Annotated in this window: 15 protein-coding genes; 4 read left to right on the forward strand and 11 right to left on the reverse strand. The window is 60.3% G+C overall.

From position 1 onward, the window contains the following. Window positions 1-75: 75 nt before the first annotated feature. From XH92_RS39585 to XH92_RS39600, 4 genes are all read left to right on the forward strand, one after another. Window positions 76-675 (forward strand): TetR/AcrR family transcriptional regulator, encoded by a 600-nt coding sequence (locus tag XH92_RS39585; RefSeq protein WP_194456866.1) that lies wholly within the window; start codon window positions 76-78, stop codon window positions 673-675. Between the two features lie 291 nt (window positions 676-966). Next, the gene (locus tag XH92_RS39590) at window positions 967-1,695 is read left to right on the forward strand and encodes a LuxR family transcriptional regulator (RefSeq protein ID WP_194456867.1); all 729 of its coding nucleotides are present in this window, start codon (window positions 967-969) and stop codon (window positions 1,693-1,695) included. Between the two features lie 84 nt (window positions 1,696-1,779). Continuing rightward, window positions 1,780-2,412: an acyl-homoserine-lactone synthase gene (locus XH92_RS39595; protein ID WP_194456868.1), complete on the forward strand. Its 633-nt coding sequence runs from the start codon at window positions 1,780-1,782 to the stop codon at window positions 2,410-2,412. Window positions 2,413-2,497: 85 nt separating this feature from the next. After that, complete coding sequence (locus XH92_RS39600; RefSeq protein ID WP_194456869.1) at window positions 2,498-3,457, forward strand: LysR family transcriptional regulator; 960 nt, start codon at window positions 2,498-2,500, stop codon at window positions 3,455-3,457. On the opposite strand, the gene XH92_RS39605 is transcribed toward XH92_RS39600, so the two are convergent. From XH92_RS39605 to trbB, 11 genes are all read right to left on the reverse strand, one after another. Then, entirely contained in the window at window positions 3,424-3,669 is a 246-nt protein-coding gene (locus XH92_RS39605; RefSeq protein WP_194456870.1) for a DUF2274 domain-containing protein, read from the reverse strand. The genes XH92_RS39600 and XH92_RS39605 overlap by 34 nt on opposite strands. A gap of 4 nt (window positions 3,670-3,673) precedes the next feature. Beyond that, window positions 3,674-4,882: a TrbI/VirB10 family protein gene (locus XH92_RS39610; protein WP_194456871.1), complete on the reverse strand. Its 1,209-nt coding sequence runs from the start codon at window positions 4,880-4,882 to the stop codon at window positions 3,674-3,676. Further along, window positions 4,879-5,913 (reverse strand): P-type conjugative transfer protein TrbG, encoded by a 1,035-nt coding sequence (gene trbG, locus XH92_RS39615; RefSeq protein ID WP_194456872.1) that lies wholly within the window; start codon window positions 5,911-5,913, stop codon window positions 4,879-4,881. The genes XH92_RS39610 and trbG overlap by 4 nt, the downstream gene beginning before the upstream one ends. Then, window positions 5,910-6,593, reverse strand: coding sequence for a conjugal transfer protein TrbF (trbF, locus tag XH92_RS39620; RefSeq protein WP_194456873.1), 684 nt, complete (start codon window positions 6,591-6,593; stop codon window positions 5,910-5,912). Before trbF ends, trbG begins: the two co-directional genes overlap by 4 nt. 99 nt (window positions 6,594-6,692) lie before the next feature. Continuing rightward, entirely contained in the window at window positions 6,693-7,922 is a 1,230-nt protein-coding gene (trbL, locus tag XH92_RS39625) for a P-type conjugative transfer protein TrbL (RefSeq protein ID WP_194456874.1), read from the reverse strand. Continuing rightward, window positions 7,919-8,287, reverse strand: coding sequence for a putative entry exclusion protein TrbK-alt (gene trbK-alt / locus XH92_RS39630; protein WP_194456875.1), 369 nt, complete (start codon window positions 8,285-8,287; stop codon window positions 7,919-7,921). Before trbK-alt ends, trbL begins: the two co-directional genes overlap by 4 nt. Continuing rightward, entirely contained in the window at window positions 8,287-9,015 is a 729-nt protein-coding gene (gene trbJ, locus XH92_RS39635; RefSeq protein WP_194456876.1) for a P-type conjugative transfer protein TrbJ, read from the reverse strand. The genes trbK-alt and trbJ overlap by 1 nt, the downstream gene beginning before the upstream one ends. Next, window positions 9,012-11,453 carry a conjugal transfer protein TrbE gene (trbE, locus tag XH92_RS39640; protein ID WP_194456877.1) on the reverse strand — a complete coding sequence of 814 codons (2,442 nt, stop codon included), beginning with the start codon at window positions 11,451-11,453 and terminating at the stop codon, window positions 9,012-9,014. Before trbE ends, trbJ begins: the two co-directional genes overlap by 4 nt. A gap of 10 nt (window positions 11,454-11,463) precedes the next feature. Continuing rightward, on the reverse strand, window positions 11,464-11,727 hold the full coding sequence (locus tag XH92_RS39645; RefSeq protein ID WP_194456878.1) for a VirB3 family type IV secretion system protein: 264 nt from the start codon (window positions 11,725-11,727) through the stop codon (window positions 11,464-11,466). Beyond that, window positions 11,727-12,053 carry a TrbC/VirB2 family protein gene (locus tag XH92_RS39650; RefSeq protein ID WP_194456879.1) on the reverse strand — a complete coding sequence of 109 codons (327 nt, stop codon included), beginning with the start codon at window positions 12,051-12,053 and terminating at the stop codon, window positions 11,727-11,729. The genes XH92_RS39645 and XH92_RS39650 overlap by 1 nt, the downstream gene beginning before the upstream one ends. 1 nt (window position 12,054) lies before the next feature. Then, entirely contained in the window at window positions 12,055-12,969 is a 915-nt protein-coding gene (gene trbB, locus XH92_RS39655) for a P-type conjugative transfer ATPase TrbB (RefSeq protein ID WP_194456880.1), read from the reverse strand. Window positions 12,970-13,014: the final 45 nt, after the last annotated feature.

Raw genomic sequence — 13,014 nt, forward strand, 5'->3', positions numbered from 1 at the left:
TGAGTTGGAACAGATGATGCCGGCGCGCGGGGAGACACGGTGCTTCGCGCCCGGCACGTGGTACGGTGCGCCTCAATGAATATTCAGCCATTACCGATCAAGCGGGCATACAGCAGCGGGCGGCGCGAGCAGTTGATCGCAGTCGCTGCAGAGCTCTTCCTGCAGCACTCATACGACGCGGTCACAGTTGAAATGATCGCTGCGCGCGCCGGCATCACTGGTCCTGGATTGTATCGCCACTTCCAGAACAAGCAGGCAGTCCTGATCGCGGTTCTGGAGGAACCGACGCAGATCGTGCACGAGGTTGCGAAAAGGATCGCGGAGACGACGAAAGACCCAAAGGCCGCCATGATAGCGATGGTCGAGTCGCACATCCGGTTGATCCTTAAAGGACCACCAAGCACGCTGATCTTCACCAAGAACGAGCACGCTCTTCCTGAGCACGACCACAGACGGATCCGGCGCGAGATGGCGTTGTACGCCGAAGAGTGGATTTCCGTGATGATCCCGCTGCGGCCCGACCTGTCCGAACCCGAGGCACGACTGCTGACCCAGGCCGTGTTCTCCATGCTCAACACGGCTGCGACGCTTAGGAAGGGCCTCGACGAGGAGTCGATCTTCTCCACTATGCGGCAGGCCGCGCTGCACGCGCTGCTCGGCCGTGGCGACCTCTGATCTACACCTGTCCTGCCGGCGCAAACCCTACCGATCAGACGGTCCTCGCGGCCGCAGAATCCCACGCATTAGCCATGGCTGCACATGAGAGATCGGACTGTGAGGCGCGTCCCGCACAGGCCAGGCTTTGCCTAATTTCCTTCGGCGCTAGCTACGGAGGCGTGTGGTGCTTGATGTTAGCAGGCTTTCCCTTAGGTCCGGAGGGCCAGGCATCCTCAAGCGCAGCACCGCGACGACGCTGCGGTGAGTCGCCTACAAGGCTTCTGCGCATACCGGTCTAGGGGAAAGCATATGCATCGGGTCTTCCAACAATTCATTGATGCAATAGTCAGTGCTGAAGATGCCGAAGGCTTCTCCAACGCGCTGGCGGAAACAGCATCGGCTTTGGACCTATCGTGTTTCGCTTATCTCGCTCTCCAGAGCGAACAAGACAGGAAGCCCCGACTCATCTCAACATATCCAACGCGATGGACGACCCATTATCTAGATAAGAAATACCAAGTCATTGATCCCGTCATTCGAGAAGCCCTTCGGAGCCCGGAGCCCTTTCGATGGGGAATCGATTTTCGATCACAAACCAGTTCAAAAGAGCAGCGGCGACTATTCGATGAAGCCGCCCAATGCGGAATCCGGTTCGGCTTCACGGTGCCGATTCACGATGGGCATGGGCCAATCTCCGCATTAACTTTCGCTACTGACGAGAGCCGGCCACAATTCGAGAAATGCATTGCTTCGTACACGCGTGTCCTTCAACTCATGGCGATGTATTTTCATGCTCACGTTCGTCGCAAGCTCGAAAACGAACGTGGTCTCGACGGAATTCGGCTATCGCGCCGCGAAGTACAATGTTTGGAGTGGGCGGCTCGAGGAAAGAGCTCTTGGGAAATCGGCTGCATTCTCGGTATTTCGCGCAACACAGTTGCATATTACTTAGAGAATGCGAAGGAAAAGCTCGGCGTTCGCACAATCGCGCAGGCCGTAACACACTTGGCGGCTGCAAATAGAAAAAAGCAAAATTAGGGTGCCCTCCCCCTACAACTACAGGTGATGATTTGAGGCGATAATCGCGCTTCAACGAAGGCTATCAACACTTCTGGAGGGATTATGATCCAGTTGATCACACCACCTTCGTACGGAGAGCTTTCCGACACTCTCGTTGAGATGCATCGGTTGCGGCATCGTGTCTTCAAACTGCGCATGGCATGGGAAGTCGAGACCAGCGGCGACATGGAGATCGACGAATTCGACGCGCTGCATCCTGACTATCTAATCCAGGTAGGTGAAAACGGCCAAGTGCAAGGTTCCGTACGTCTGCTCCCCACGCTTGGCCCGACCATGCTTCGCGACACCTTTCCCGCGCTTCTCGAAGATCAACCCGCGCCGTCAACTCCGCTAGTATGGGAAAGCAGCAGGTTCGCTATCGACATTGCAGCCGACGCCCCCAAAGGAAATCACGGCATAACTCGCGCGGCATACGAGCTGTTTGCCGGAATGGTCGAGTTCGGGCTCTCACGACAACTCACTGATATCGTTACTGTCACAGATCTCCGAATGGAGCGAATCCTTCGACGGGTCGGTTGGCCGCTGCGACGCATTGGCAATCCGACCACAATCGGCAAAACCGTGGCCTTGGCGGGTTACCTTGCGATTTCGAGCGAAGTTCTCCGGAATCTTCGCAAGGCTGGGGGTCTTTCGACACCGACTCTCTGGACGCCAGTAATCTTTGCTGCCGCCTAGAACGATCCCTGCCAATGAACGAGATTAGAGGTCCTCGCCTGGATCGGGGGCTTCCTGTCTTGTGGTTTGTTACCGAGCTTCGAAAATGACAGAACCCGGGATCCGACACAATCGGCGGAACGCAGCGAACTCGATTGACCTGCAACAGCTTCGATTCGCCGTTGCAGCCAGCGACTACGGGAGCTTTCGACGAGCCGCTGATGTCCTTTCGATCAAGCACACTGTCCTGAGCCGATCCATCGGTCAGCTTGAATATCTGGTTGGGACTTCACTATTCGAGCGCTCCAGCGGAGGAATCAAGCCCACTATCGCTGGGCAAGCGGTTTTGCGAATTGCGCGGCTGATCCTGGAACAGGTCGACATACTCGTTGAAACCGGGAGGTCTGGTGGCCGCGGCGATACTGGCCATCTCGTTATTGGCTTTTACACGTCCGTGTCTACCGGCAATTTGCGGGCGACGATAGGTGAATTTAAGAAGCGGCTCCCGCAGATCGAATTGGCAACGATGGAACGCTCTCGCTTTCATCTGATGACCGCGCTGCGTAACGGGACCGTCGACGTCGTCGTTAGCCCTGGACGTCTGGCTTCAATGGACGTCAAATCACTACTGCTGTGGAGCGAGCGCATCTTGATCTCGTTGCCTCAGGATCACTGCCTAGCGGCGCGCGAGACCATCTATTGGGTAGATTTGCGTAACGAAAAGATACTTCTAAGCAAGATTGATCCGGGACGAGAGCTCGAGGATCTCCTGATTTCGAAGCTCGGCTCACCTGACGACCGGCCCGCAGTAGAGCGCCACGACGTAAGCCGCGGCATTATCAAAAATCTGACGAGTATGGGCATGGGGCTCAGTCTGGTGATGGAATCGGATATCGGCGCAAGTTTCGCTGGTCTTGTGTACCGGGAATTGCACGACGGGACAGGACCTAGCCGGGTAGACTTCTTTGCGCATTGGCGCGACGACAATGAAAATCCGGCTCTAAACCGTTTCCTCAATCTGTTGGCAGAGCGCTATCCCTCGCTTCCGCCGGCTCTCGAGGGGTGACCGGCTCGTCTCGCCTTTGCAAATCCGCGGTCCGTGGCCATAAAGCGCGCTAGCATCGGTGCGATCAATTTCGCCGGATCGATGCGCTGCCCACTTTCGCTTGCCAAGGCCTCTGCATAGGCGACGAGATCCCGATGCACTGATGCCGGAAGTTCGGCGGCGATCTTGACCGGCCTGTCGTCCGGCAGTGCTGCTATTTTGAGCTTGGGCATGCCGTTACCCTCCGTATGGCACAAGTATGAGGTCGCGATTGACGAGAACGCGAACTGGAAAGCCAGGTCGCACGGTTAGAGTGGGTTGGATGTTGAGACTGCGCCGAACCACCTGTTGTCCGGTTTGATTCAGCGAGTCGGAGGCGCCATGCCGCAATGCCTGGATGATGGCGCTGTCGTTGCTATTGGTGTCCGAGCCAGCCCCCAGTTCGGTCCCGATCGCCAGAAACGTCGATAGTGCCGCAGCCTTGAAGAGTTCGCCCCAGTGGTTGTCGACCTGGTCTTCGAGACCTGCATATCCCGCGGTGTCAGCGCCAGGCTGCCGCTCGAGAACGATTGAACGTCCATTCGGCATGATCAGCCGGGTCCAAACGAGCAGGACACGGGACTGGCCGAAAGTGACCTGGCTATCGTAGATACCGATCAGGCGCGTACCCTGAGGCACAAGCAGAAAGCGGCCGGTCGGTGTGTCGAAAACATTCTCGGTGACCTGCGCGGTAATTTGGCCTGGCAGGTCCGATCGGATCCCGGTGATCAGTGCTCCCGGAATCACCGTCCCGGCCTGAACGATGTATGGTGAAGCGGGTCTGGTGACACGGTCAGGGCTTACCGTGCGACGGTCCACGGAGGCGTTGACGAAGGCAAGCTTGCGGTCCTGGCCATTCTGCGCAGAGCCATCGTCGCCAGAGTTCGTTGCGTTCGGTAGCACAACGCGGTCGCTTCCAACCGCGGCAGCAGTGGGCGGACGCGCTCCTCCATTGGTCGGAGCGAACAAATGGCTGATGCGGGCTGCCTCGGTCTCTTGGTCTCGGCGCTGCTGTTCCGGATCACCGCCGATCGTCGGCGACTGGCCTTGGGCGGCAAGGATCGGTCGACCGAGGTCCCCAGGGAGTGGCGGACCGAGTTGTGGGATTGGCTGCCGCGAAACGCCAGCGTAATCCTTCGGCAGCGTCGTAATGCCGTCAGCAATATTGTGATGATCGGTACTGTAAAGCTCGTCGGCCGCCGAGTTTCGGGGACGATTGCTCTGCAGCGACCACAACACAGCTCCGCCGATGACGAGCAATGCAACGGCGCTCCCGCCGGCCAGGACTCTCCGGGACAATCGTGTCACACGCGGACTCTCTGCTCTCAAGCGGAAGCTTTCGGACTGCTCCCCTTGTGTCTCCGGCGGAATTATTTCTTCGTGATCGCTTCCATTCGGAGTGTTCATGACGACGGCCTCCCGTCGGTCCTGACAATCCTGACCTTCTGCTGGTGCTCGCCGCCGAGCCGGAGTTCGGCGGCTGCAAAGAGCCGATCCACGATCAGCACGTTGCCGTAGGCGCGGTAGTTGACGAGTTCCGTCTTGCCGTCCGGTCCAATGACAAAGAGCGGAGGCATCTCGCCCTGCACAATGCCGAGCGGGAATTCGACATAGACCTTACGGCCATCGTCATATGCGGCGAGCGGCCGCCACGCAGGACTGTCCCCTTCGATGGCGTAGCGGGAGATACGCTGCGCCGGATCCGGAAGAACGGGTTTCAGAGCGACTGAACGGGATCGTTCGCGCGCTGCTTCCGGATAGTACCAGGAAACGGACGGCATGTATGGCCGCTCGCGGGATCGGAGTTCGATAAGATAGGTGCGGCGGTCGGTATTGACGACGAGGTTAGTCTCAATCGATGCACGGGTCGGCTTGACAAGGATATGGACGCGGCGCGTGTCGCCGTTCCCGCTCTCGGTGTCGCCCACGACCCAACGCACTGTATCCCCGGCCGCGATGGGTCCTGATCCCGCCAACTGCTCACCTTCCTCGAGGGCGATATCCGTGATCTGCCCCGGTGCGGCATAAACCTGATAGAGAGCTCCAGGACTGTACGCGTAAATCTGCGCCGCGTTGAAATACCCGCGTTTGCGCGGTTCGACCCGGGCCGCGCTGTTTGCCGTCTCAACCCGGCTCACTGGCTCGGCGTCTTCCTTCCTTCCCGATTTGCCGCCGAGAACCGGCTTCCAGAGCGGCGGAACGTGAAGCGGTTGCGACCTGTCGTCCAACGCCGCTGGAGCCGCCGGTAGCGGCGGGACTTCAGCGTCATAGCTGATCTCCGGAGGAATATACGTTGAGCACCCACCGAGCGCCGACGAGCAAAGCAAGAGCGCTGACAGAAGTGCTCGCCTTGAGGTCACGAACCGGGACCAAGCCGAGTTGAGCCTGATCTGCGGGAAAGGACGATACGAATAAGCGTCATGCGTCGTGTTGGTCACTGGCTCAACTCCTTTGACCAGTTGATGGCGCGGACATAGACGCCAAGAGGATTCTTGCGCAGGCGTTCAGCATCGCGAGGTGTCTCGATCACGATCGAAAGAATTGCAGTCCAGCGCTCCGTCGAGTTCAGCGAGCCGTTGTCGTAGACGCGCTGGGTCCACGCGACGCGAAAGCTCTCAGACGACGCGCGAATGACGCTCGAGACGTCCACGGAGATTTGGGCCTTGCCCAACTTGGCAAAGGGGTCATTGTTGCGCGCATAGTCGTTGAGCGCAGCAGCACCACGATCGGTCGTAAAATCATAGGCCCGGAGCCAGTTTTGTCGTAGAACGATGCCGTCGGCCGGTAGGCCTCTGACATCCTCGATAAAGCGCGCTAGATGGTAGGCGATCTGCGCATCAGTGGGTTGATAGTCGATGTTGGCCGGCGCGACCCTTTGGGCCTGGCCGAGATGGTCCACTTCAACCACCCAGGGCGTGATCGAGCTTCGGCTCGATTGCCAAACGAGGCTACCTGCGAGACCGCCTGATAACATCAAGCAACCGAACGCCATCAAGCGCCAGTTCTTGGCCTGTACGCGGGCAGATCCAATGCGTTCGTCCCAAACCTGCGCTGCCTTTTGGTAAGGCGTGATCGGCTCGGGCATGCGCCCGTAGTGCACGGAAGGTCGTGTGAACATCGATAGTTGCCCCTGAGATCAAGTAATCGTTTTCGAGTTGTTCGGTGTCCGCGTTTCAGTCGGCCGCGCAGCGGCTGGCGAAGGCGCAGCGGCTAAGTATCAGCGCTCTCCTTCAGACAAATCGACGGAAGAGCCACCGCCACCGTGATCACCTGAGCGAACCGCGTGGCTGACTGCCGACGCACCGTGCCGAACAGTCTCGGCACGCTTCATGCGACGCGCCCAATCGGGCTGTCCTTCGGCCGAAGTGCTCGCGCCCTGCGCGCCGGCTTCCCTACCTCCGCCGAGCGCAGCCGCTGCACGACGCAACGGGTTCATCGCAGCGGAAGCGCCGGCCTCCGCGACACCGGCAAGGCCGCCGCTCCGGTAGGCCGCTGATGCTCCGCTCATCGCAGCGCCGCCACTACGCGCGGCGCCAGCGATTGCGCCGCCAGCGAGACCAGCACCGCCGGCAGCAAGACCCGCGCCCGCCGCAACAACGCCGCCGGCAGCAAGGCCTGTTCCAATTGCGGCGCCGCCGCCGAGTTGCGGTCCGCCTGACACAAGGCCGTTTGCGATACCCGGACCAAAGATGCCGAGCCCTAGTAAGGAGAGCGCCGCCAGCACCAGCGTCATCGCGTCTTCAATGGTCGGCTGATTGCCACCAAAGCCAGCGGTGAATTGCGAGAACATGGTCGAGCCAATGCCGACGATGACGGCCAGGACCAAGACCTTGATGCCGGATGATATGACGTTGCCCAGCACCCGCTCGGCCGCGAAAGCAGTCTTGCCGAACAAGCCGAAGGGAATGAGCACGAAGCCGGCAAGCGTTGTGAGCTTGAATTCGATCAGGGTGACAAAGAGTTGGATCGCCAGAATAAAGAAGGCAAGCAACACCACGACCCAGGCGAACAGGAGAACGACGAACTGGACGAAATTCTCGAAGAAGCTGATGTAGCCCATCAGGTTGGAGATCGAGTCGAGTAACGGTCGGCCGGCGTCAAGCCCGACTTGAGCGATCTTTCCAGGTCTCAGGAAATCGGATGCGGACAGGCTTGCGCCCGATGCCTTCAGTCCAAGACCGGCGAAGCTCTCGAAGATGATACGCGCCAGGCTGTTCCAGTTGCCGATGAGGTAGGCGAAGACCCCCACGAAGAGCGTCTTCTTGACGAGGCGCGCGATGATGTCCTCGTCAGTTCCCCAACTCCAGAACAACGCGGCGAGCGTGATGTCGATCGCCGCAAGGGTCGTTGCGAGATATCCGACATCGCTGCCAAGTAGCCCAAAACCGTTGTCGATATAACGCGTGAACGTTTCCAGAAACTGGTCAATGATCCCCGTACCAGTCATGGCTTGTTCGCCTCAGGTGTCTCCGGTAGCGGATATCCCTGCGGGATCCGGCTTTGATCCTTTTGGGCAGGTATCGAGTTGGTTGAGTCATCGCGGCTGGGAGTTACGACGCCGTCTTTCCCGCCAAGGAAGCGGCGCCGGTTTTCAGCCCAAATCTGCTGGCAACGGCGATAGCCTGCCGTCTCCTCCGGAGTGACGCCGCGGCAACGTACGAGGTCGGCGTTGGCTGCATCGGTCCTCTGCTCCGCCTTCGGCGCCGACCCAGATTCGACGCGGCCACGCAGCTGAATCGTGCAGGCCGCGACGGCCACTAGGCCGATTGTCGTAAGCAGCGACAGTGCCTTGAATGCCCTTACATCGGTCATCAGTGGAACATCTGCACATTGGAGGATTGATAGCCCTGTCCTGGCGTCAGGAAACGCCTGAGCTGCTCTCGCCCCTGATCCTGAGCCGAAGCGCGCTGAGCCGCTTCGAGGCTCTGCGCCCTGCCCTGCGCCGCCGCGGCCGCTGTGAGATCGGCAAGTTGTTGCGCTTGAAGCGCGAGGATCTGGTTGCCGGCCTGAGTTGCCTGCAAGGCGCCACTGGCACTCTGGCTCGAGGTTACGAGGGCAGACGTCTGGATGCGATTGTTGTCGAGGTTACCAACGATGCCGGCCTGGACACGAAGCGCGTCTTGCGTCGCTGCATAGGAATTCTGCCATCGCGATTGAGCGTTGGAGATCAGCAACTGGCTCGACTGGCTGCTGGTCGCTGGCGCATAGCTTGTCGAGAAGGCATGATCGATCTGCTGCACATCGTAGGCAATGCGCTGGGCCTGGGCCAGCAATTGCTGGGTGCGCTGGATCGATGATTCCAGTTGCTGCAGCGACGAATACGGCAGGCTTGCCAGATTCCTTGCCTGATTGATCAGCATCTGTGCCTCGTTCTGCAACGAGGTGATCTGATTATTAATCTGCTGGAGCTCCCGCGCGGCCGTCAGGACATTCTGGAAGTAGTTGGTGGGATCGAAGACGATCAGCGCCCGTGCGGGCACCGTGACGCCAAGCAACAGCGCGAAGGCGGCCGTGGTCGCCAATAGGCCAAGAGGTCTCACAGCGATTTCTCCAGATTGACGAGATTGGGGATCAGATCTATCGCCCAGGCGACGCCACGATGCTGGAGCCAGGCAGGCACGAAGCCGTCGGGTCCATGTTCGGCGATGAGTTGCGTGATGGCGGCCTGGTCTGTCTTGGAAGAGGCCGCGGTAAATGCGAGCGCAACCTCACCAAGGCCAAGTTCGAACATCCGATTGCCCCGGCGCGACTGGCAATAGTAGTCGCGCTTTGGCGTTGCCCGGCTCAGAAGCTCGATTTGACGGTCATTGAGGCCGAAGCGGCGGTAGATGGCAGTGATCTGCGGTTCGATCGCCCGTTCGTTCGGAAGCAACAAGCGAGTTGGGCAGCTTTCGATGATAGCCGGCGCAATCGCTGAGCCATCAATGTCCGAAAGCGACTGTGTGGCGAAGGTGACGGACGCGTTCTTCTTACGAAGCGTCTTCAGCCATTCCCGGAGCTGTCCGGCAAACTCATCGTCGTCGAGGGCAAGCCATCCCTCATCAACAATAAGGAGTGTCGGCCGGCCATCGAGACGATCACCAATACGATGGAAGAGGTACGCCAGCACGGCCGGCGCCGCACTCGTTCCGATCAAGCCTTCGGTCTCAAACGCCTGGACCGACGCCTCGCCGAGACGTTCGAATTCGGCATCAAGCAAGCGCCCGGACGGACCGCCGAGGCAATATGGTTGCAAGGCGCGTTTCAGAGAGTTCGATTGGAGCAGGACTGACAGGCCCGTGAGGGTGCGCTCCTCCCTCGGCGCCGAAGCGAGAGATGTCAGCGCCGACCACAGATGATCCTTGACCTCCGGGGTGATCTCGACCTTTTCCCGTGCCAGGATCGCGCCGATCCATTCCGTCGCCCATCCGCGCTCGGAAGGATCATCAATCCGGGCCAGCGGCTGCAGGGCGACGGGTTGTTCACCTCCGTCAGACAATGCGCCGCCGAGATCATGCCAATCACCGCCCATGGCGAGGGCGGCCGCCCGAATCGAACCACCGAAATCGAACGCAAAGACCTGAGAGTTCGGGTAACGCCTGAACTGTAGCGCCATCAGCGCGAGCAGCACTGACTTGCCAGCGCCTGTCGGCCCCACCACAAGGGTATGACCGACGTCGCCGACGTGGAGCGAGAATCGGAACGGCGTTGATCCCTCGGTCTTGCCGAACAAAAGCGGCGGACACTTGAAATGCAGATCCCTCGCTTCGCCCGCCCACACGGCCGACATCGGAATCATATGAGCGAGGTTGAGCGTTGAAACCGGCGGCTGCCGGACATTGGCGTAGACGTGTCCGGGCAGACTGCCGAGCCAGGCTTCGACGGCGTTCACCGTCTCGATCATGCAGGTGAAATCGCGACCCTGAATGACCTTCTCGACGAGACGGAGCTTTTCATCGGCCGCACTGCGATCGCGGTCCCACACCGTGATGGTCGCCGTGACAAAGGCTTGTCCGATCTGATCGGATCCCAGCTCCTGCAACGCCGCGTCGGCATCAAGCGCTTTGTTGTGTGCGTCGGTATCGAGTAGCGTCGACGCCTCGTTCGTCATGACCTCTTTGAGGATGGCGCCGATGGATTTTCGCTTGGCAAACCACTGCCGACGAATCTTGGTCAGCAGCTTGGTGGCGTCGGTCTTGTCGAGCATAATCGCTCGGGTCGACCAACGATAAGAGAATGGCAGGCGATTCAGATCATCCAAGATTCCCGGGGTCGTCCCGCCCGGAAATCCGACAATCGTCAGAACCCGCAGGTTGGCTGCCCCCAGCATCGGCTCAAGCCCGCCGGTCAGCGGCTGGTCCGCCAACAGCGCATCGATGTACATAGGAATTTCAGGCACCCGAACGCGATGACGCTTGGTCGAGATCGTCGAGTGCAGGTAGGTCAGCGTGTCCTGATCATCGAGCCAGGCACATTCGGGCATGAACCCTTCAACGAGTTGCAGCACGCGGGTGGTCTGATCGACAAACCCGCGCAGCACCTCGCGCGCGTCCGCTCCAACGGTCCGATCGCGTCCCTCGTAGAGCAGTCGCTCTGCCTGGGCAGCCCCCTCTTCCGGGGGCAAATAGAGGAAGGTCAGGAAATAGCTGGACTCATAATGGGCACCCGCCTCTTCGAATTGAGCTCTGCGCTCGGCGTCGACCAGTGCGGACGCGACATCCGGAAAGGTGTTCGGCGGGTAAGCTCCCGCAAAACGGCGTTGCGCTTCAACGAAGACCGCCCAACCAGATCCTAGACGCCGCAGGGCGTTGTTCAGGCGACCGGCGACACCGACAAGCTCGGCCGATACCGCGCTGTCGAGGTCAGGCCCCCGGAACTTTGCCGTCCGCTGGAACGAGCCGTCCTTGTTCAGGATGATTCCCTCGTCGACGAGGGCTGCCCAGGGCAGGAAGTCGGCAAGGCGCGCGCTGGAATGGCGATATTCGGCGAGATTCATCATGACCGAGGGCTCAGGTGTTGAGATGACTGGGAATGCGCAGATGTCGGCGCACCACATCGACGAAGGCAGGATCGCGCTTGGCGGCCCAGACGGCGGCCATGTGGCCGATGAACCAGAGGACGAGACCCGCGATCCAGAGCCGCAATCCCAGCCCAAGGGCTGCCGCAAGCGTGCCGTTGACAATCGCAACCGACCGGGGCGCGCCGCCCATGAGGATTGGTTCGGTGAGTGCGCGGTGAACGGGCACGACAAAACCTGTGACCGGTTCATCCATCAGATCACTACGCCGCCGCCGAACGAGAAGAACGACAGGAAGAAGCTCGAGGCGGCGAATGCGATCGACAGCCCGAACACGATCTGGATCAGCCTGCGGAAACCACCTGACGAGTCCCCGAACGCGAGCGTGAGCCCGGTCACGACGATGATGATGACGGCGATGATCTTGGCGACCGGCCCCTCGACCGACTGCAGAATCTGATTGAGTGGCTGCTCCCACGGCATGTTCGAGCCAGCTGCCCATGCCGGTGCTGACGTCAAAAGAACCAGCCCGGACGTAGCCAGTGAAGCGACATCTCGATCAAAACGAAATTGCTGCCTCATGTCAGTCTCCTGTTGATGAAAGGTCGTAGTCGCCGGCGACGCCAAGCCCCGTGACAAGGGCGAGTTCAGCGAGGCGGCGGTCAGCGCCGCGCCCCGCAAGCACAGCAACGAGGTTGATGGTCTCGGCGATCAGGGCACGCGGAACCGTGATGACGGCTTCCTGGATCAGTTGCTCGAGGCGCCGCAGCGCGCCGAGCGCAGTCCCAGCATGGATGGTACCGATGCCGCCGGGATGGCCGGTGCCCCAGGCCTTGAGGAGGTCGAGCGCTTCGGCACCTCGGACTTCGCCGATCGGGATGCGGTCAGGACGCAGTCGGAGGGACGAGCGGACGAGATCCGACAGCGTCGCCACACCGTCCTTGGTCCGCAACGCAACGAGATTGGGCGCCCTGCACTGTAGCTCGCGGGTGTCTTCGATCAGCACGACCCGATCGGAGGTCTTCGCCACCTCGGCCAGAAGCGCATTCGTCAACGTGGTCTTGCCCGTCGATGTCCCGCCAGCGACTAGGATGTTCTTCCGTGCAGCGACCGCGTTCTGCAGGGTCTCGGCCTGCTCCGAGGTCATGATGCGCCTGGCGACGTAGTCGTCGAGCGTAAACACGGCGACGGCGGGCTTGCGGATAGCAAAGGCCGGTGCTGCAACGACCGGAGGTAAGAGGCCTTCGAAGCGCTCGCCTGTCCCGGGCAGTTCGGCCGAAACCCGTGGCGCGCCGGCGTGCACCTCGGCTCCCACATGATGCGCAACCAGGCGAACGATGCGTTCGCCATCCGCGGCCGACAGAGTTTCGCCTGTGTCGATCAGGCCGTTCGACAACCGGTCGATCCACAGCCGCCCATCGGGATTGAGCATCACCTCGATGATCGCTTCATCTTCGAGGTAGCCGGCAATCGCGGAGCCGAGCGCGCTACGCAGCATTCGCGCACCGCGCGAACTCGCCTCCGATTGAATGGAATGGATTGC

The organism is Bradyrhizobium sp. CCBAU 53421 (assembly GCF_015291625.1).
In the GTDB taxonomy this organism is placed as follows: domain Bacteria; phylum Pseudomonadota; class Alphaproteobacteria; order Rhizobiales; family Xanthobacteraceae; genus Bradyrhizobium.